Origin of the sequence: Desulforhopalus sp., from assembly GCA_030247675.1 — a bacterium.
GTDB lineage: Bacteria > Desulfobacterota > Desulfobulbia > Desulfobulbales > Desulfocapsaceae > Desulforhopalus_A.
This window is the reverse complement of the sequence record JAOTRX010000003.1, coordinates 428,464-447,478: the sequence shown is the minus strand read 5'-3', so window position 1 is coordinate 447,478 and position 19,015 is coordinate 428,464. Positions and strand designations below refer to the sequence as shown.

The following is a 19,015-nucleotide window of genomic DNA, read 5'->3' as shown; positions in this document are numbered from 1 at the left end:
TCTGTCATTCTCAATCACAAGCTCAAGTCCCCTCGTGCCAGCAATAACAGATCACCCGATTGAAGATCGCCGGCAATGGCTTTTTTCAGAACCGACTGATAATCGCCTATAACAGAATCTATCACCTCTATTTTCTTCCAGGTGAGAAACTGATAATGCCGGTCTTCAATGCCACCGCAGATCACCATGGCAATATCTTCCTCCATTATCATATTGCAGAGATCTTCCGGTGACGGTCGATCCATGATGATGGTTCGCGATTTACCGGCCGGTTCGCCGTTTTCGACCGTGGCGATTACCACCTCGGCGGCCAAATCAAAACGCTGGGCAACAAAATCTCCCTGAGCAGTGATAAGGATCTTTGTTTTCTCCTTCATCGATGTTTTCATTGTATCATGCCAGATCGTATTGACGAATTTTCCGCCAGAGGGTAGTCCGCCCCCAACCCAGCAGTTCCGCTGCTTTTTGCCGATTGCCCTTACCGGCGGTAAGGGCCTGAAGAATCATCTCCTTCTCAATCGCCGTCCAGTTATCGCCACCGACCCGTCGCCCTGTTGCTGGGGTAATTGGTATTTCTTTCTTTGCACCATCCCCAACCGCCCGCATTACCTCTCCTGTCGGCTCTGGTTTGACCGGCAAACCGTCAGCAGACCGGGACACAGGCAACCGGTCAAATAAGTAACGAGGAAGATCGTCCTTACCTATATCCTGTTTACGGCAAACATTTGCGCAGTATTCGACTATATTTCGCAGTTCTCGGATGTTGCCGGGATAAGGGTAAGCAAGAAGATGGACCAAGGCGGATTCTGAAAAGGTCTGGACCTCTTTGCCCAACCTGGTCGCGTAATCCTGAAGGAAATAATCAAGAAGGAAACGGATATCCCCTTCTCGCTCGCGCAGTGGTGGCAGATGAATATGCAGCACATTCAGGCGATAGAACAGGTCTTCGCGAAATACCCGGCGTTCGACCTGGTCGTGAAGGGAACGGTGGGTGGCGGCAATGACTCGGACATCAACCTTTTCCTTCCGTTCACCGCCAACCGGATAGAAGGCCCGGTCATCAAGGACCGACAGCAACTTGACTTGCAACGGCAGGGGCATATCGCCGATCTCAGTGAGAAAAATCGTTCCTTTGTCCGCCAGTTTAAACATCCCCTGTTTGTCTCGAACCGCTCCAGTAAAGGCCCCCTTGACATGGCCGAACAACTCGGACTCGAGAAGTTCAGGAGGCAGAGCACCACAATTGATCTTGACGAACTGGTATTTGCCCCGCGATGAATTACGATGAATGGTCTCGGCGATCTTGTCCTTGCCGGTACCAGTCTCACCGGTTATAAGGATCGACGCTTCGGTGTGGGCCATAAGCGGCATGATGTCGAAAATCGCCTGCATCTTCGGACTGTGACCGATGATATCTGAAGCCCGGCCTCCGCCTAAACGAACTCCTTGCGATGATGTCTGCTGGCCAGAGATATCTTCTAAGACCAACAATAATCCTTTTGACCGGCCACCACGCTTGGTCCGCAACCGGGAAACGGTAAAGCGCACTGCAACCTTTTTGCGGCTTCGGTTGATGATATCTCCCTCAATGGATGCCGCCTCACCACTTTCGGCGACCTTCTGAAAAACTTGCCCCCGGCTATTGCCCATGTTGCTGCGGACAATAAAGTCAGCATATACGCCAACCGCAACATCGCGGCCATAGCCAGTCATTGCCTCGAACCGATTATTGACGGCAACGATTTTGAAGCCCTCATCAAGACAGGCAGCAGCATGGGGAAATCCCGCCAAAAGGTCGTCAAGGGCGATTACGCCAGGCACGGCAAAGGTTTTTCTCATCATCGGCGTAAATATTTCATCAAGATGGCATAAACGGTAGAAATATCCTCGGTAACTCAGGCAATGAAACCTACCGTATCAAAGCAGAGAAATTACCGTGGTGCAAGTCCAAAGAAAAGGACAAGCAAGAAACGGCAAGCTATCGCGCCTAAACGCTTTTCTGCTTTTTGTAAGCCTCGGAGATTTTACCCATAAGCTGGTTAAGATCGACCGGTTTTGTGATATAATCAAAGGCACCGAGTTCCATGCCGGTAATCCCTGCCTCAAAGGAGCCGTGACCGGTGAGAAGGATCACCTCAATAGTTGGATCAACCACCTTGATCCGTGACAAAAGTTCAAAGCCGGTGATATCGGGCATATCGAGATCGAGGATAATAACGGCCGGCTGAAAACGAGAAACGGCCGGCAGAACATCTTCGCCGCAAAAGACACTTTCCGCCTTGATCTTTCTTAAGCACAGACGTTCGGTAAGAGTAGAGGCGAATTCCACCTCATCGTCTACAACCAGGACCCTCATCATTCTAGTTTTACCCAACATAAGCCTCTCGAGAACAGAGTGGACATTATTTATTCAGCATCAGGGGCAACAAAGCGTATTGCCCGGTTGCCCCTTGCACTGAGTCAGTAAGAATTACTTCGCTAATAATATCGGCATACCCATGACCGGCCAGATGATCTGGACGCAAATCCATACGGCGATCATCAGCACGACGCTGGCCATAATACCGTAGCGAAAGAACTCACCGGCACTGAACTGCTTGGAGCCGTAGGCAATGGCATTCGGAGCCGCACCGATGAGCAGGAAGAACGGCATACCGGCGGTAGCAAGCGAAGCGTAGAAGATTACCTCGCCGGCCACCCCAAGATAGGGAGCGATAACCAGGGCCACCGGCAGGGAGATGGCGATGGCAGCAACGTTCATGATGAAGTTGGTCATAACCATGACAAAGAAGGCGATGCCAAGGATGAATACGATTCCCGAGGCGTCTTTGAACAAAGCCAGCCAGTTGACGGCCAGCCATTCGGCGGCATGGGTCTGCCACAGACAGAAGCCGATGGACATGGCTCCACCGAAGAGGAGGATAATATTCCAAGGGATATCCTCAAGGTCCTCAACTTTTAGAATATTGAGAACAAAGAACAGCAGTGTGGAAGTAAGTAGAATGGCGGTTTTGTCGATTGTTTTCAGAGCAGGTACCCAGTTTTTGGCGGCAATGATGATAATAACCGAGAGAACAATCACCAGGGTCAGGATCTCATTTTTGCTCCATCCACCCAGTTCTGAATACATACGCTTTGCCTTTTCCTTCAAACCGGGGATAACTGCCTTCTCCGGCTTGCAAAGCACCATTATCATGCCCCAGATCAAGAAGGTCATCAGCCAACCTAGTGGCAAGAGATAGTAGGTTAACTCGAAGAAGCTTACCTCTTTACCGGTCATCTCCTTGAAGAAGGCGATGGCCACGGCGGCACGGGCGGATCCAAGCAGGGTGATAATACTCCCGGCACCAGCTACATAGGCCATACCGATAAAGAGGCCTTTGCCGAATTTGGTTGGCCGGTCGTCATCAGAATACAGGGCGTTAATGGCCATGAGCAAGGGGAACATGGTGGCGGCAACCGCGGTATGGGCCATCAAATGGGTCAAGGCCACGGTCATAACGAAGCAGCCGAGATAGATCATACTGGTCTTTTCGCCGACGATCGACAGCATCTTATAGGCCATTCTCTTGGTCAGGCCGCTCTTGGTAAAGACCAGGCCGATAACTATGGAACCAAAGATAAAGAGGACCGAGGGGTCCATGAAGTCCTTAAAGGCGACTTCCGGCTTTCTGATAAGAAACATCGCCTGAACGACACCGATGGCGATACCGGTGACACCGATCGGCAGCACCTCAAAGATCCACCAGGTGGCGGCCAGGGCAAAAACCGCCAGAGCGCCTTTCCCTTCAACGCTTAGGTTGAAATGCTTGCCCATCGGGTCGACGGCATCCGGCCAGGCCGGGGAATAATAAATAACACAAAACAGAACAACCCCCAGAACGAGGAAAAACACCCTCTTCCAGTCAAACGGAGCCTTGGCCTCCGCCGCCTCAACATATGTAGATGACATGTTCTCCATCCTCTCTTGGCTATTTGCCATTCATTGCTATAAGTTTATCGCCGAGGGCTCCGAAGACCTCGGCAAGCTTGATCACACCCACCAACTTGCCGTTTTCTTCAACCGGCAACACTGTTTCCTTGCAGATGACCATGACCGCCATAGCATGCAGGAGATCGGTTACCGCGGGCAGCACCCGAACGTTTTTCTCTATAACTGCCGACAAGGAAGCATTCAGATGGTGGACACCTTCTTTGATCAGCACGCCGTTGAGCAGGGTTGACAGGTCACTAAATTCCGCGGTCTTGCCTTCAAAGCTCTTAATATCGACCGGTTCCAGCAGGGTGGCAAAAAGCACCTTGAGGATGCCCTGTTGGGTAACCCGGCCAATCAAGCCGCCCTGGTCGTCGACAACCATCAGTTCACTAAAGCCACAGGGACCGGAGCTGCCGATCGGACAAAACGACCGAAGCTGTTGAATGGCCTCCTGCACCGTGCCGCTCTCCTTCATGCAGGGAAAGCCGGACAGGGGTATCATGATGTCTCGTACCGTCTGGTTTTCAGTACTCACAATTATTCTCCTTCAAAAAGTAGTATTAAAGCCGGCCAAACCAACAACTGGCGCTCGACCGCTTCTGCCACAGATACTATTTGCCCCTGCTTACCAGCCTTTCGATTTCAGAATTTTCTCAATCTCCTTGACGCTCTTCGACTCAAGAACCAGCAAGCGTTTGTCCTTGGCCTCGCTGATTTTATCGAGCAGCTCGGAGATTTTGACCGGTTTTTCCATAAAGTCGCCGGCCCCGAGCTTCATTGCCTCAATGCTCGTCTTGATTGAGCCCTGACCGCTGAGGATGATGATCTCCGCCTCCGGCTGTTTGGCCTTGATCCGCTTCAGGGTCTCAAGACCGTCCATGCCCGGCATGGCCAGGTCGAGGACGATGAGATCGAAGCCCTCTTTCTCCGCCTTCGCCACCGCCTGTTCACCGCTGGTTACGGCATTGACCTTCAGGCCCCTGGACTCAAGGCGTTCGGCCAGCGTTGCCAGGAAGTCCTCTTCATCATCGACCAACAGCACCTTGGCTTTCAGTTCATTTTCCATTGTGTTCCCCTCACACTGTTTAAGTTAGTCTCAGAGTTCGCTCCTCATTCTCCTGACGGGTCAAGAGGAGCCAACTCTGTAATAATTTGAATGGCTGTACGCCTTCTAAGGCTTTAAAATCGAACAGTTACCCTTATACCGAAGACATACGTTTCGTTTAAGCAGGCAAGCTGCTTCACTCAGCTTTAGCCATGGAGCATCTTGTATTGCATGATATAGACAAAAATCCCTGCAAAATAGCCAAGCGCGGCCAGGCCACCGATCTTTTTCGCGTACCAGAAGAAATGGATCTTCTCCAGACCCATGGCGGCAACACCGGCTGCCGATCCGATAATCAATATCGAACCACCTGTGCCTGCGCAGTAGGCCATGAACTCCCACAAGAAACTATCGGTAGGATAGGTGGCCATATCGTACATGCCCATAGAGGCAGCAACCAACGGCACGTTATCTACCACGGCGCTGGCCAGACCAATGAGGGTAACAATTATGTCTTGACGACCAACTGCTTGATCGAGCCATTTGGCAAGGGCGGTGAGAATATGAGTATGCTCCAGAGTGGCGACCGCCAGAAGAATGCCGATAAAGAATACAATGCAGCTCATGTCAATACGCTTGAGGGCCGCGACAAGGGTAAGATGTTCCTTGAATTCATCTTCTTTGTTGCGGTGGAGCATCTCTCCGACAAGCCAGAGAATACCGAGGCCAAAAAGAATCCCCATAAAAGGCGGCAGATGGGTGATCCCTTTAAAAATCGGTACAGCCACCAAGGTGCCGATTCCCATACAAAACATCAGATTTTGCTCGAAGGGGGTCGTTCTGATATCGCTGTCACTTTCCACCACTTTGGGACTAATTACTTCTTTGCCACGCAGGACGAAGGTCAGGAGAGTCAGAGGAACCACAAGGCATGCCAGTGAGGGTAAAAAGACACCCTTCATAATAGCCAGGGTAGTAATCTGGCCGCCAATCCAGAGCATCGTCGTGGTGACATCGCCGATTGGCGTCCAGGCACCGCCGGCGTTCGCCGCAATAACTATGATTCCAGCGAAAAACAGTCGATCTTCGTGACGATCGAGAAGTTTTTTCATCAGTGAAATCATAACAATGGTAGTCGTCAGATTGTCGAGAATCGAACTGAGAAAGAAGGCAACGAAACCAACCAACCACAGCAGAGAGGTAATTTTCGTGGTCTTAATGCGTGAGGTGATGACGAAAAAACCATTATGGGCATCAACCACTTCGACGATCGTCATGGCACCCATCAGGAAGAAAACGATCTGGGCGGTGGCCGCGACCGATTCCTTGAGGTTTTCCGTGACCAGATGATGATCTCCACCCAAAAGGGCATATATGGTCCATAGCAAACCTGCGCCGATGAGCGCCGATGCCGATTTATTAACCTTTAGCGGATGCTCCAGGGCAATGGATGCATAAGCCAGAACAAAAATCACAACCAGCGCGGTTAACATGTCAACTCCTTTTCTTTAAGATTAAATACATCAGCAAAATGACTCTGACAAAATGGGTAATCTAAATTTCCTCCTAAGGCACAAAGCAATCGGCATGCCAAATGAGACAACATTCATTTTTACAGGATATAAGATTGATATTACAATATATGTTATCAATTTACAGGAAATGAAAAGATCATTTGGAAACCTTCCACCACAGAGATGGTTTCAATATGTTTCTCATTGTATCACAACATAACTCCCCGCTCACACCATCGGCACATCCGTCTTTCCTCTCCAACAGAAATAGCGGAATATGCCCAACCCACCAGTACATATACCTATATTCAATAGATTTTTTAACATATCTTCAAAAGATACCAAAAACCCAAACTAACCAGCCAACCCTGACCACTTGTGCATTGCACAACCCCAACGCCCCAGCGGAAAGAAACATTTTAATACATTTTGACACACATCACCGCCGTTCTCCAAACTACCACAAGGGCTTAAGGTCCAATTCTACTCAATGGGCCTGAACATGCAGATACAAGAACAAACCCACCACAGTCATGGCAAGGCCGAGATAGCCGGAAACGGTTGGAAGAGCGGCGTGAAGAAAGAGGACTTCGCCGATCAGGGCAAAAACCGCCTCACTCCCCTGAGTAGCGTCAACCGCTGAAAGTTGATAGGGTGTTCGCGCCTTCTGCCGGGCGAAAAAAAAAAGACCGGTTGCGATAATACCGGAAAAGAGCGCCACCAAGGCAGTTTGCAATACCTGCCCGGCAGAAGGAGGTGGCGGTTGACAGATCACAACCAGCGCCAGCCAAAAGGGAATTGATCCGAGGGTGAGCAGCAAAACTCCGGCAAAAGGCCGGTCAAGAACCGGGCTGTCGATCCGTGGCAGGCGGGGATGCACGGCCCTCCGTACCTCCCAGACCAGCTGGTTGCCAATTGGGTAACAAAAGGCGGCGGCGATTACCGGCAGAGCGCCCTGCAAAAGTTCAGCGGAAAGATTGCTCTCCGCCTGGCTGACATTTACCAGGACTACCCCAGCGAAAATGACCAGAGAAAACAGCAGGGCCCGCCAGGGAACCCTTTTGCCGAATGCCAGCAAAACCAGAGGGGTTGCAAGGATTGTCGCCTGCCAGGTTGTTGCCACCACCCAGGCCGGGGCGAAAGAGGCGCTGTAACTGATGCACGCATAAAACAACCCAAAACCGATCGTCCCGGCGATGGTCCAGAAGAGCCAGTTCCGGCGATAAAGGCCCCACAATTCCCGCAACAAACGATCCTTGCCGAAAACCACCAAGCCAACTAGCATAAAGGCCAGCATAAAGGCATAGCGCAGGCTGGCTGTCCACACCCAATGCCCGCCCTGCAGACTCATCAAGCGATTAAGGACAAAAGTTGTGCTGAAAAACAGCCCCGACATCACACCGATGGCAACAAGTTGAAACATGGCGTCCCTGATTGTGTAACTGGAGGGGTTCTGGTCAGCCGCGCGGATATCGCCAAAAAAGACTTGCCATTATCCCCGGCAGCGGATAGTTTTCCGGCAAGAAACTTGCCTTTTGACAGTCACCCCGTGCACCGTGACCGTCAATCTTAAGAGCAGTGTCAACCATCGATTGGGGCTGTAGCTCAGCTGGGAGAGCGACGCGTTCGCAATGCGTAGGCCAGGGGTTCGATCCCCCTCAGCTCCACCATTTGCGGGTTTTTTCTTTGGTACATGTTCTTGGTCGACACGCTCCAGAGAGAAAACCGCAACAATGGCAAGGACTGCAAAGAACGACGCAGGTAACAGCGCATTAATCAGAAAGAATACACAATACCCAGGCGGAATGCGACATTGTCCATGGGGAAATGCCCTGGCAGGCCGGTGTTAAGAACGCCATCGTTATATCCATAAAAGGTGGCATCGGCATCAGCCTGGATGTATTGAACGGAAAGGTCTACCAGCCAGTTGGCAGTGAATGCCCATGTCAGGCCAGAAGTCATCACCACCGCGTTGGTATCTTCCACATCCATGACCCTCGTCCTTACTCCGCCATCATTGATGGTAGTAGCCCAAGCCGGATCCTCATCAAAACTGCCGCTGAAGAACCCTATGCCGAGGCCAAAATACGGAGTAAAGGCGGTGGAGTTGGGAATTCTGGCAAAGACCGACAACGTCGGCCCGGAAAGAATGGCATCCCCATCCGTTTTCTCGGCATGGGTATAACCGTCGATGGCAAGAGTCCGCACCTTTATGGAATCATAGTCGAGTCCAACACCAAAATATTTATTAAAATAGTAGTTTATAAATACCTTACTGGGAGCATACCGCTGTTCCTCGTCAAGGCCATATATCGTCCCCAGATAGGTGCCACTCCCGTAACCACCACCCTTATGCCCCGAATCATCGTCGGTAAGCACCCTATGGACACTCCTTGTGCCTAATTGCAGCTTTCCGTGTATGTAGTTGGCGATAAACTCTTCTTCCGCAGTGACTTTCGCAACCGAGACTTTTTCACCTTCGGTCACGGCAAGCGCACTCGCGCCAGGCTGAGCGCTCACTTCCACAGAAGCCTGCATCGGATTGGTATTTTTCTGGCAATACCCGGTATCTGGCGAGAAAGTGAGCACTAACAGGGCAGTGAGACCAAGTAAACGAGTAACTGAAGTTCTTAAAAACATACGCTATCCTCTAACCAAATGCCATTGAAGTGCCCGTGCTTCCAGTGCAAACTCTTTTAAAGCAAAGAGCCCTCTGACACGGTGGAGCAAACCTACATCGCCAAAAGAACTTTCGCAAGATTGATTCCACACTTGAATTCCAAACTGTTTCAGGATAAGCAGAATTACTACTCTCGGGACTTCCAATCAAGCCCGAGTTACATAGAAAATTCTCCTGCCTGCGGGCGCTCGCGGCCCCTTTTGGGAAGGAAGAGTTAAGGCTATCCTCCCCAAAAGGGGCCAGGATCCGTCAGGCAGTGAAAGGGGCTTTTATGATGAAACAATTCGAAAGAGCGGTTATAGATGCCTACAAGTATAGTCCGAATATCATCTGTATCCTCTTGACGATCTTCATCTTTTTGACTGATATCCTGACTGGAGAATACATCCACTTTCCGATTTTCTTTGTTATCCCGGCGGGACTCGCCGCATGGCAATTGAACAAAATCCTGGCGTATTCCATAACTGTGGCACTCCCTTTTCTAAGGGTCTTGTATTTCTATATCTACAACGACGGAAAGCTTGATATTTTTTCTGTTGTCAATGCCTTGATAATAATGGCCGCTTTGTCCGCCTATGTATATCTGATCACCAGAATCACCGAGGAAATGGGCAAGAGGGCTTGATTTCGTTCACCGGAGTGCGATCCTTCGGCACAGACCAGGATCAGATTTGACAAAGGCTTATGCTGATATTTCCCGCTCCCGCAACTCCCGGCAAGGTATCTCTATGGTAGCTGCTCCGTCCGCAAACAATGCTCCCCGCAAGCTGGCGATGATCGTTGATGACGAGCCCGACATGCTCTCCATGCTTCGCCTCATCCTCGAAAAAAAATGCGCCTGCGATGTCGTCGCCGCACCGTCCGGCTTAAGGGCCCTGGAAATGCTCGGCGACTGCAATCCCGACGTTATTATCAGCGATATCAAAATGCCCGATCTGGACGGCCTGCAGCTGCTCAACAAGATCCAGGCCTACGACCGGACAATCTCGGTCATCATCATGACCGGCTACGGGACAATCGATATGGCGGTCCAGGCACTGAAGGACGGTGCCTACGACTTCCTGCAAAAGCCCTTTGACAAGGATCACATCGTCCGGGTGGTGCGTAACTGCCTGGAGCGCACGGCACTGCTCCGCGCCAACCGCCAATTGACGGAAAGACTCAATGACCTGGCCCTGCCGGAGGGTTTTATCGGCCAGAGTGCGGCACAGAAGCGGGTCCTTGACCTGCTGGCGAGGATCGCCGACACCGATGCCACCGTCCTTATCCGCGGCGAAAGCGGTACCGGCAAGGAACTCGCCGCCCGGGCCCTGCACAAGCTGAGCAACCGCCGGGAACAGCGGATGATCACCGTCAATTGTCCGGCGCTTCCGGAAAATGTCCTGGAAAGCGAGCTGTTCGGCTACAGCAAGGGTGCCTTTACCGGGGCGGCGCAGGACAAGAAGGGCCTCTTTCTTGAGGCCCACGGGTCGACCATCTTCCTCGACGAGATAGCCGATATCCCGGTACAAATACAGACCAAGCTGCTGCGGGTGCTGCAGGAAAAGGAGATCCAGCCGCTCGGCCAGAACAAGACATTTAAGGTCGATGCGCGGGTAGTTGCCTCCACCAACCAGAACCTGGAAGAGAAGATCCGCACCGGCGAATTCCGCGCCGACCTCTTCTACCGCCTCAACGTGGTCAGCGTGGTCATGCCAAATCTCCAGGAAATGCGTGACGATGTGCCGCTTTTAGTCCATCATTTCCTCGCCCTCTTCAAGCGGCAGTACCACCGGGAAGACCTGACGGTTGCCCCTGAGGTCCTCCGCCATCTGTACAAGCGCGCTTGGCCGGGCAACGTCCGCGAACTGCAGAACACCGTTAAGAGCATGATTCTTTCGGCAGCCGGGGGCAGCGTGTCGCTTGCCGACCTCGGTATCACCAACTGTGAAGGCGCGGAACAACCATGTGCTGAGAGTTTCGAAGAATTGCACACCCTGCCCTACAACGATGCAAAAACGGAAATCGTTAGAAGGTTTTCCGAGGCCTATCTGCGCGACCTCCTTGCCCGCAACCATGGCAATGTCACCAACGCCGCCGCCGATTGCGGCCTTGAACGTCAGGCCCTGCAGCGCATCATGCGCCGCTACGGCATCATCTCCTACGATTTTAAGCAAAAATAGACTGGTCGGCAGGATACCAACCGGCTTTCTCACGCCTTGTCCAAGACTTTATTACACCGCTCGGTTGTAGTGACTAGAGCCCATGCGCCTTGAAAGCTTTTCTGCATAATTCCATTTCTAAATCAAAATGAGAACGAAGCTGCAAGCGAGCAACGACGAGACAGTACAGTGGAGTACGAAGAGGGGCTGCACAGCGCAGCAGCTGAAGTTAACGCTTGATTTAGAAATGGAATAACATATTTATTACCTTGACGCCCAACACATAAAACACCTCTTTACTGCCCGCCATATCACCGATACATCTCTTTATATACGATATTTTCCTGCCGCAACCTTAAGTTGCTACCGGCTTTTAGCATTAATCCATTTAGAGAAAATATTTTCGGCGGTTGCCATAAAACGGAGTACCGGCGCGAATTTTCTTCATCACCTTCAAAAATAAAGCGAGACTTTAATAATAAAAGACCCATTGTATGTATTGCACGTTAAACCCATTATCCTCGGAGAAAACTATGAAAGTGAATTTATATGAAGGTGAAAACGTACGACATAAGGCAAGAGCAGAATGGGGAATAGGCAAGATTATTGATGTAAATAGCTGTGGAACTATTAAAGTTGTTTTTGAAGGAACAAAAGAGGTGTCAATTGCCCATGGTTCCAAATACCTTATCAAGGTAGATACGAGTAAAAACTGAGCCGGCGCCAAAATGGTATCACAGCATATTCTTCTTTTATTTTCTGGTTGTTATGCTTGATCAGCAGGTATTACTATACGCGTAACCCCCTTGAAGCCTTGACGATTACGCACCGGCATCTCCTGTTATCTTCACTTGTTAGTAGGTATTTTCCTAACATTATATCATTTTCCAAAATATCAAATTCTAGGTGTATTTTTGCAAACTGCTGTTAAAAGATGGTTCCGCGACAAGGATTTTGGGTTTCTCGAAAATGGCAATGGCCCAGATATACTGGTACGCAAGGCCGATTTGGTTGGTTGTCAATTTTTGAAGGTTGGTGCAACCGTTGAGTTTGAATGCCACCCTGACAAGCAGGGATTGCTCGCTAAAAATGTTCGCCTGGTACATCCCAAAAAATCAAATGCTCAAAACGGTGGCAACCAAGGAACGAAGGTATTTCGTCCTGGGGTAATGACATAAGTCGTTGACATAAAACTGAATTGAGCAGCTCGTCTGCTCATACGAAACCAGCTCTTGCGGTATATAGCTGAGTCGAGCAGCTCGCCTGCTTATACGAAACTCATGCCCTTGCGGCATAACAACATCATCAATACGACAACCGGAACGCCGCAAAAGGGCCAAAGATACCACAAGTCACTGTTCTCAACGTTCTTGCAGATCTACTGCAGATTCAAATTCTCCTGGGAGGCTCTTCATGCAGATGTCCAAGGAAACACTTAAACTCGCCATTCTCGAAAAAGCGGAAAGCTCACCAAAACCGCAATTGTACATCAAGGATTTTTACGCCTGTGATCCGGAAACGAAACCACGCGACATGAAAAATGTTGCCAATGATCTCGTAAAAGAAGGGAAACTTATGTTCTGGTCTTCCGGCTCCACCACCATGTATGCGCTGAAACATCGCATTAAAAATGAAGAAGGTGCCAGTGGTATTTGACAATCAGGTAGGGCGCAAGATGAGCAGCCAGGACTTCCCTGCTGGCCGTGCTCAACCAGGCATCATACTGAGGTTTCGCAACATCCACAGGTATTCGTGAACATCAATGCCCAGCGATGTTCACGAACGATCCCGCCGTTTGGGTAACCACGGCTACGGCAAGAAACACTGCTGGTTACCTGAAACGATTATTTTCAACTAACGGCAGTGTATCTATTTTGGCCAAACAACCCTTCCCAGGCAACAGAGAATTCACTGAAATTTGCCATGTACACTTGCAGGAGAGTATCTGATATGATCAGAAGAACCATTCACCAATGGAGAGATTGGCTCCTGGAATACATCGGCGAAGACCAATATGAATTAATCCGACAGGACAACCGAACGGTTTTTCGCACAATTACCGCCAAAAACGCCATGGATGCCGAAAACGATTGCCAGCAGATCATCCAAACCACGAAAGAAGGAGGCATTTAACCACAAGGGCATAAGTTTCGTTTGAGCAGACAAGCTGCTCAACTCAGCTTTAGCACCCTCGGTTTTGATCCTGCTTTCTTTGGTGCGGCGCTGGGATCCACCTGCTTTATCCTTGCAACTACATAGACCCAAGCACTCTGGTGCGTTCACGGTAATACTCGTCTTCGGAAATCAATCCCCGATCAAAAAGGCCCCGTAATTTTTCGAGGCGGCTCTCAACATCGCCTGCCGCAGATTGTTGAGTATTCTGCATTTCGCGGTAGGCGGGGCCTCCACTCGGTGGTTGCGGGCTGTCGCTGGCTCCACTGCTGATGATCCGCTCCTCGGTTCGGATCATCGGCGGCTCGGCAGGACGGGTAGGCACCGTGCCGGCGGAACGGCCGGCCACCGCGCTGGCAGGACGGGCGGCAACTGGCGCGGCGGGACTGCCGGTGGTAAGGGCCATTTGAATTTCCGGACTGTTGATGATCTCTTCGAGCTTGGCCTGAAAGGCCTTGGGAACGGCAGTATGGGAATGTTTGTAGACATTGAAGGTGCTCCCGCCTAAGTCATCATTGCCGCCGATTTGTCTCTCAACGATGATATTTGCCGATCCGTCAAGCACCTGGAGGGAGAGATCAAAGAGAAGTGCCGTGTTTACAAGGGTGTCGCTTTTCCATTCCTTGACAACAAACAGCACCGCCTTGTCGCTCTTTGCGGCAAGAATCTTATCCTTAATCGCCTTGTCATTTTCCGAGTGACTTATCGCCACGGGGACAGTGGTGAATCCGCTTTTTTGAAATGATGCAGCCAGCGCCCCGGTTATCTCCTCGGAAAGCGACTTGCCGGATGCAGTGGTCACATCAAAGGGGTTGCCGTAGCCGCCCCGGACAAGCCCGATGAAATCTGGACTTTTCTTGCCACTTACGATATAGGGCCGCTGATCGTGGGTGGCGATGGCGAGCTTTCCTGAGCCGGTGGCAGCAAATGACACATTGGTATTAGAATAGGAAAACTGATTGGCACAACCCTGGATACAAAAAGTGAGTAAGGCAAGGGCGAGAACCGATCGCACAAGATTGCATTTCATAGATACCCCCCATAGTTACGTTTAGACCATTTCTCAATATCGCACAAATATTTTCCCAACACTGAAAAACACTACCATGCTTTTAAAAGATTGTTAAAAAGATATTCTGCATAATCCGGCAAATTTCGCGCCGTCGGAATTCGTTTCTTTTTTTCGCCCCTTGCGCAAGGGGCCAGCGAAGATACAGCTTCCGGAACAATGATGGGAAGAGGCCGACCGCAGCGGCTCACCCGCCGGCGTATTTTGCCGTCCGGACGATTTCGCCGGTGGCGGTGATTTCCAGATAGCCCAAGCGGAGGAGGAGCAGCGTGCCGGGAAAGATATCCTCGCCGAAGGGTTTACGGATCTCCCATTTAGCCCGGAACAATGGGTCGGGGAGCTCTTTTTTATCGGCATCGCATTCGAGGATCATCGGTAGAAAGGTCTGTTGTTCGAGCTTTTTGATGATTTTCAGCTCAAGCTCACTTCTCGCCATCGCTGTCCGCCGCAACCAGTCAGGCAATTGCCCCGGCAGATTGCGAAAGTGCAGATAGCTGCTGAGAAGGATATCATTTCTGCCGCCCCATTCGGCGGCATTGTGAAGATCTTCCACCGTCTCCGGCGAGTAAAAGAAACCCTGATCATTTTCGGTGAGATAGGGATGATGGGGGGCGAACAGGTAGTTGCGCAATCCCTGGTCAAGGGCGGGCAGCCCCAGGTGCTTGCCGGTTGCCGCTAAGGTCTGCTCCCAGGTCCGGCGAAGGGCCGAGGGATCGTTGGTGGAATTGAGGGCCAGCGTTAGAAGTGACATATCCTGCCGGGTGATTTTTCTCTCCCTTTCGACAATCCGCAGCTTGGATGGATCCTTGATGGCGGCAAGATCCTGGTTTCTCGTGAATTTTATACCGCCGCCATCGCCGCTTCCCTGGAAATAGGCCAGCAGGGCAAAAGATTCGCGCACCCGGTCATCAAGATAATAAGTTGCCACCGGTTCGCTCCAGGCGGCCGGATCCAGCCGCAGCTCCTGCGCCTTTCCGGCAAGGCCTGCCACTCCCGCCGCTCCGCTGACCATGGGGGCGATACGCCGGTGGAGCCTCTCCAGATACCAGGATGCCTTGCTTCCGTCATTGCCGGCAAACTGCTCGGCAGGAAACCCCGAGATCCGTGCCACCTGCGAGGCGGTAGCCGAAACCAGCATCCTGGCAACGACATTGGCATCGCCCAGCACCGTCTTTGCCACGCGTAAGGCCCCCGCGGCGTCACCACTCACGCGGCCGGCGGCAGACTGCTGTCCTGCCCCCGTCGCCAACTGGTTGAGCAGGGCCATCTGCTCGCTGATGATGCCGGCCATTGCCGAGACATGGCTTTCATCTCCGACGATCTTTGCAACCGGCGCCAGCATCAATTTGCCTATCGGCTGTTCCCCGGCAAAACGGACAAACTGTTTGATCCAGGAAAGCGGCATCCCCGTATCCCTGTACTCTTCTCCCCCAACTCGCTCGTGCAAAAAGGCCAAAACCGTCAGCTTGTTAAAGATCAGCCCGTAATCGGCCATTGCTTTCTTCCCATCCCTTGCCGCCGGAATCCCGGTAAAATCGGCAAGCAGGCTGTCACGCAGGCTGAGGTTCAGAGTCGCCCAGAGCTTTTGGTCGGGAAGCTGCCGGAGAATTTTTACCATTTCGACAAGCTCAACAAACACCTCTTCAGCCGCTGGCGCCCCTTGTACGGCGGCCGGCTTGGCGATCTGGGGAAGAAGCTGGGATAGCCGTCCATGCAGGAAGACCTTGGCCTCGTCACCGGCCAGGCCGTATTGCACTAAGGCGAGGAGGGTCTCCGCCCGGAGGGGCCCGCTGCCCTTTAGGTAATCAAGGGCGATCCGAGAGATTTCACTGGAAGGGCGGTTCTGCAGTTTGGCAAGATTGAGGTCTACTGCCAGACGCAGGGTACCATCGCCGACTCCGGCTTGCAGTTCAGCCAGGTACTCCATCGCCAAGCCTCCACCCAGGGTGGAGGCAAGTTGTGCGATGAGCTCATGGGCCCTGGCAACGCTGAGCCGCAGATCACCGCGTTTGCCATACAGAAGAATGAGGCCGCGCAGCTTCTCGGGGCCGAGAAAATCGGCTATATCCCAGACCAAGCCGCTGCTAAAACCGGTGCGGCCGAGCTCGGCGATGGTCTCCCGGACACTCGGTTCCGCCGTGGTGCTTGCTGGCGAATGCCTGCCGGCGAGGATCTCCGCCACGGCTTCATCGGCGGTACCGGCAACCATACCGGCCAGGACGGCGGCGGTTGCCGGAAGACGGTCTTCCCCTCCAGCCCCGGTCAAACCCCGGGACCGGGCCTGCCGGTACAATTCGCGGCGCAGCGAGCTGCCCTGCCGGCTTGCATCATCTTCGAGGATTCCCAGCAGGGTGCGCTCGGCACCGGCAACGGGCATGGCCAGGCAATCATTGAGGATATTCTCTTGAAAATCCGGCCAGGAAAAATCTTCCCCTGGGCCCGGCAAAAAATACAGCCCCGGCCCCTCAGGAGCCTTAAACAGGTAGCCGAGGAGCCGGTCGTCAAGGACTGCCCTGCCGCTGCACTCCTGCCGTCCCGCTCCCAGGTGACGATCTCTGTCCAGCTTCGCATCGGTCTGCAACCTTCGCAGCAGACGGGTGTGGCTTTGCAGACTGCTGAGGGGTAGACTGTTTTCGGCATCGACCTGAATAAAGCCGAATTGCGCATCTTGTCTGTTCAACCGAAACTCATGCCCTTGCGGTACCAAGCCCGCAGCCCCTCCTTTTTCATTGAGCAGGCTGCCCGCCAGATCCTCGTAGGTGGCGAGATAGTCCGGCATTCGCCACTCGGGCATAACCTGATTGTCCCAATATTGCAGGTCGGCGAGATAGTGGCCGATCAAGTTTTTCCGCAACTTACGGTCAATGGTGACGAAATTGCTGAAGAGGTTGGTGCGATCGATTCTTGCCGGGTCGATGCGGGGATTACAGCTCGGGATATCGCTTTTCAGAAACTCGTTGGCAATCCTCTGGGTACGAATGGCATCAAGGTCGTAGAGCTTGCCGGCAAGCAGGGTGGCCGTCGCCCCGTAGCCCATTTTCAGCGGGCTGTCGCTGGTCCCGACAATTCGTTTGCCACCCTCGCCACTCCCCCCATCCCGGGCCGCAAGCGCCGCCGCCAGGGGGCTGTCGGCGGCGATGTCCGGATAATACCGGACGACGAAATCCTCCAGAGGAAAGACGTCTCCCGCCTGGTAGGGCAACACCGAGTCAAAGCTCACCCTGGTCGTCTCAACGATCAGACCCCGGTCATTGGCGATGATTTTTCCGGTATCCGGCCCAGGTCCGATGAAGGCCTGCATATGGCCGATCAGTTCGCCGGTGGTCGTCTGCAGCATTCCCCGGTTCGAACCAAGCTGAAGGGCCGGATAGAGGGCCTGGAGATAGGCGATGATCTCCTTGGTTCCCCCTTCACAGTCGTTTTGAAAATGAAACAGCGAGTCAAGGAGCATGCCGCTGCCGTTGCCGGGATAAAATTTATTTTCGGCATAGCGCTGCAGGACCATGATAAGGGAGTAGCCGTCGATTTCCTTTGGCAGGCCCTCGCCGACCCGGCGCAGGCGGTCGGTATACCTGGCCATCGCCTCTTCAAGGCTGAAGGCAGGCTGCTGGCCAAGAGGCAGAAGAGCGCGGCTGAGGTGGAAGAATTCGGCGGCGATGATAAAGTCGGCAAAGGGCATATCAAGACGGCCATCGGCGATATCCCGGTGCAGATTCCGGCGAAACTGCGCCTCGGCCAGGAGGAAATCCTTGCTGGTGGCGGTGGCCGGAACGGCGTTGTCAAAAACATTGCCGAGGAGGACCGCCTCGGCATCCTCATCCACCGCCTGCTCCAGGCTCTTGTCCGGGCGGGGCGGGATGGTCGAAGAAGAAAAGCGCGGCGGGACGAGCCGCTTCACCGGTTCTTGCCGCGCCAGTGACCGGAAATCCCCGCCGCCGGAGAAAACCGGCCTGAGCACCTCAGGGATGGCTCGACCGGCGTCACTCAGGGCAAATGCCTGGGTTCGCTGCCGTACGGCATGCTGATAAGGGATGGCCACACCACCAGGATCTGGTGATTCCTTCTCATTGATGGCCATAGCTTGCCCTGTCGCCGCGCCGCGATCACCGGTGTTTTCCCCGGCCAGGGAACTTTCTTCCATCATTCCCCCGCCAGCGATCACTACCTCGGCAAGGGGGGAAAAATAATAGGAGGAGGGCAAGGCGGCAACGAGGATAATCAGCAGGTGCAGGCCTGCCGTGGAAATGAGTGCAGTCAACCAGTCAGAGGATTTCCGGGCGGGTTTCACCATTCGCAGACCTCGTTGGGGAAAATGGACGTGCCGCACCTGCGGGAAGTGCAACCGTTGCCTTGATGATAATCACTGTCACGAACATTGGGAGGGGCGTTTCCCTGCAAACGGATTCACTGCCCAGGGC

Annotated in this window: 17 protein-coding genes and 1 tRNA gene; 7 read left to right on the top strand and 11 right to left on the bottom strand. The window is 52.7% G+C overall.

The annotated features are described in order from the left end of the window. Window positions 1–14 precede the first annotated feature (14 nt). The 8 genes from OEL83_09205 to OEL83_09170 form a co-directional block, all read right to left on the bottom strand. Window positions 15–377 (bottom strand): NifB/NifX family molybdenum-iron cluster-binding protein, encoded by a 363-nt coding sequence (locus tag OEL83_09205; protein MDK9707215.1) that lies wholly within the window; start codon window positions 375–377, stop codon window positions 15–17. A gap of 16 nt (window positions 378–393) precedes the next feature. Beyond that, window positions 394–1,842: a sigma 54-interacting transcriptional regulator gene (locus OEL83_09200; protein ID MDK9707214.1), complete on the bottom strand. Its 1,449-nt coding sequence runs from the start codon at window positions 1,840–1,842 to the stop codon at window positions 394–396. Between the two features lie 145 nt (window positions 1,843–1,987). Then, window positions 1,988–2,359, bottom strand: a complete 372-nt coding sequence (locus tag OEL83_09195; protein ID MDK9707213.1) for a response regulator — start codon at window positions 2,357–2,359, stop codon at window positions 1,988–1,990. Window positions 2,360–2,470: 111 nt separating this feature from the next. Next, a complete protein-coding gene (locus OEL83_09190) occupies window positions 2,471–3,952 on the bottom strand; it encodes an SLC13 family permease (GenBank protein MDK9707212.1) in 1,482 nt (493 codons plus the stop codon). Window positions 3,953–3,971: 19 nt separating this feature from the next. Continuing rightward, window positions 3,972–4,511 (bottom strand): CBS domain-containing protein, encoded by a 540-nt coding sequence (locus OEL83_09185; GenBank protein ID MDK9707211.1) that lies wholly within the window; start codon window positions 4,509–4,511, stop codon window positions 3,972–3,974. A gap of 90 nt (window positions 4,512–4,601) precedes the next feature. Further along, window positions 4,602–5,042 (bottom strand): response regulator, encoded by a 441-nt coding sequence (locus OEL83_09180; GenBank protein MDK9707210.1) that lies wholly within the window; start codon window positions 5,040–5,042, stop codon window positions 4,602–4,604. A 185-nt stretch (window positions 5,043–5,227) separates the two neighbouring features. Then, complete coding sequence (gene nhaD / locus OEL83_09175; protein ID MDK9707209.1) at window positions 5,228–6,514, bottom strand: sodium:proton antiporter NhaD; 1,287 nt, start codon at window positions 6,512–6,514, stop codon at window positions 5,228–5,230. A gap of 508 nt (window positions 6,515–7,022) precedes the next feature. Beyond that, window positions 7,023–7,958, bottom strand: coding sequence for a multidrug resistance efflux transporter family protein (locus OEL83_09170; GenBank protein MDK9707208.1), 936 nt, complete (start codon window positions 7,956–7,958; stop codon window positions 7,023–7,025). A gap of 171 nt (window positions 7,959–8,129) precedes the next feature. On the opposite strand from OEL83_09170, the gene OEL83_09165 reads away from it, so the two are divergent. After that, window positions 8,130–8,205 (top strand) — tRNA-Ala (locus OEL83_09165). A gap of 106 nt (window positions 8,206–8,311) precedes the next feature. Here OEL83_09165 and OEL83_09160 read toward each other — a convergent pair. Then, window positions 8,312–9,175, bottom strand: a complete 864-nt coding sequence (locus OEL83_09160; protein ID MDK9707207.1) for a hypothetical protein — start codon at window positions 9,173–9,175, stop codon at window positions 8,312–8,314. Between the two features lie 311 nt (window positions 9,176–9,486). Here OEL83_09160 and OEL83_09155 point away from each other — a divergent pair, with 311 nt between their 5' ends. The 6 genes from OEL83_09155 to OEL83_09130 all read left to right on the top strand — a co-directional run bounded on the left by OEL83_09155 (window position 9,487) and on the right by OEL83_09130 (window position 13,489). After that, window positions 9,487–9,840 carry a hypothetical protein gene (locus tag OEL83_09155; GenBank protein ID MDK9707206.1) on the top strand — a complete coding sequence of 118 codons (354 nt, stop codon included), beginning with the start codon at window positions 9,487–9,489 and terminating at the stop codon, window positions 9,838–9,840. Window positions 9,841–9,943: 103 nt separating this feature from the next. Then, a complete protein-coding gene (locus OEL83_09150) occupies window positions 9,944–11,377 on the top strand; it encodes a sigma-54 dependent transcriptional regulator (GenBank protein ID MDK9707205.1) in 1,434 nt (477 codons plus the stop codon). 512 nt (window positions 11,378–11,889) lie between these two features. Then, on the top strand, window positions 11,890–12,072 hold the full coding sequence (locus tag OEL83_09145; GenBank protein ID MDK9707204.1) for a DUF3553 domain-containing protein: 183 nt from the start codon (window positions 11,890–11,892) through the stop codon (window positions 12,070–12,072). Between the two features lie 198 nt (window positions 12,073–12,270). Further along, window positions 12,271–12,534, top strand: a complete 264-nt coding sequence (locus OEL83_09140) for a cold shock domain-containing protein (GenBank protein ID MDK9707203.1) — start codon at window positions 12,271–12,273, stop codon at window positions 12,532–12,534. A 235-nt stretch (window positions 12,535–12,769) separates the two neighbouring features. Beyond that, window positions 12,770–13,012 (top strand): dissimilatory sulfite reductase D family protein, encoded by a 243-nt coding sequence (locus OEL83_09135; protein ID MDK9707202.1) that lies wholly within the window; start codon window positions 12,770–12,772, stop codon window positions 13,010–13,012. A gap of 294 nt (window positions 13,013–13,306) precedes the next feature. Beyond that, complete coding sequence (locus tag OEL83_09130) at window positions 13,307–13,489, top strand: hypothetical protein (protein MDK9707201.1); 183 nt, start codon at window positions 13,307–13,309, stop codon at window positions 13,487–13,489. 118 nt (window positions 13,490–13,607) lie between these two features. Here OEL83_09130 and OEL83_09125 read toward each other — a convergent pair whose 3' ends face one another. Together OEL83_09125 and OEL83_09120 are read right to left on the bottom strand one after the other, a co-directional pair. Then, a complete protein-coding gene (locus tag OEL83_09125) occupies window positions 13,608–14,558 on the bottom strand; it encodes an SHOCT domain-containing protein (protein MDK9707200.1) in 951 nt (316 codons plus the stop codon). A 226-nt stretch (window positions 14,559–14,784) separates the two neighbouring features. Further along, the gene (locus OEL83_09120) at window positions 14,785–18,888 is read right to left on the bottom strand and encodes a hypothetical protein (GenBank protein MDK9707199.1); all 4,104 of its coding nucleotides are present in this window, start codon (window positions 18,886–18,888) and stop codon (window positions 14,785–14,787) included. Between the last annotated feature and the right edge of the window lie 127 nt (window positions 18,889–19,015).

Coding starts and splice junctions, on each gene's coding strand:
- OEL83_09170 (MDK9707208.1), bottom strand. CDS start 7,958: ATGTTTCAACTTGTTGCCATCGGTGTGATGTCGGGGCTGTTTTTCAGC.
- nhaD (MDK9707209.1), bottom strand. CDS start 6,514: ATGTTAACCGCGCTGGTTGTGATTTTTGTTCTGGCTTATGCATCCATT.
- OEL83_09205 (MDK9707215.1), bottom strand. CDS start 377: ATGAAGGAGAAAACAAAGATCCTTATCACTGCTCAGGGAGATTTTGTT.
- OEL83_09130 (MDK9707201.1), top strand. CDS start 13,307: ATGATCAGAAGAACCATTCACCAATGGAGAGATTGGCTCCTGGAATAC.
- OEL83_09180 (MDK9707210.1), bottom strand. CDS start 5,042: ATGGAAAATGAACTGAAAGCCAAGGTGCTGTTGGTCGATGATGAAGAG.
- OEL83_09155 (MDK9707206.1), top strand. CDS start 9,487: ATGATGAAACAATTCGAAAGAGCGGTTATAGATGCCTACAAGTATAGT.
- OEL83_09190 (MDK9707212.1), bottom strand. CDS start 3,952: ATGTCATCTACATATGTTGAGGCGGCGGAGGCCAAGGCTCCGTTTGAC.
- OEL83_09160 (MDK9707207.1), bottom strand. CDS start 9,175: ATGTTTTTAAGAACTTCAGTTACTCGTTTACTTGGTCTCACTGCCCTG.
- OEL83_09200 (MDK9707214.1), bottom strand. CDS start 1,842: ATGATGAGAAAAACCTTTGCCGTGCCTGGCGTAATCGCCCTTGACGAC.
- OEL83_09125 (MDK9707200.1), bottom strand. CDS start 14,558: ATGAAATGCAATCTTGTGCGATCGGTTCTCGCCCTTGCCTTACTCACT.
- OEL83_09195 (MDK9707213.1), bottom strand. CDS start 2,359: ATGATGAGGGTCCTGGTTGTAGACGATGAGGTGGAATTCGCCTCTACT.
- OEL83_09145 (MDK9707204.1), top strand. CDS start 11,890: ATGAAAGTGAATTTATATGAAGGTGAAAACGTACGACATAAGGCAAGA.
- OEL83_09135 (MDK9707202.1), top strand. CDS start 12,770: ATGCAGATGTCCAAGGAAACACTTAAACTCGCCATTCTCGAAAAAGCG.
- OEL83_09120 (MDK9707199.1), bottom strand. CDS start 18,888: ATGGTGAAACCCGCCCGGAAATCCTCTGACTGGTTGACTGCACTCATT.
- OEL83_09150 (MDK9707205.1), top strand. CDS start 9,944: ATGGTAGCTGCTCCGTCCGCAAACAATGCTCCCCGCAAGCTGGCGATG.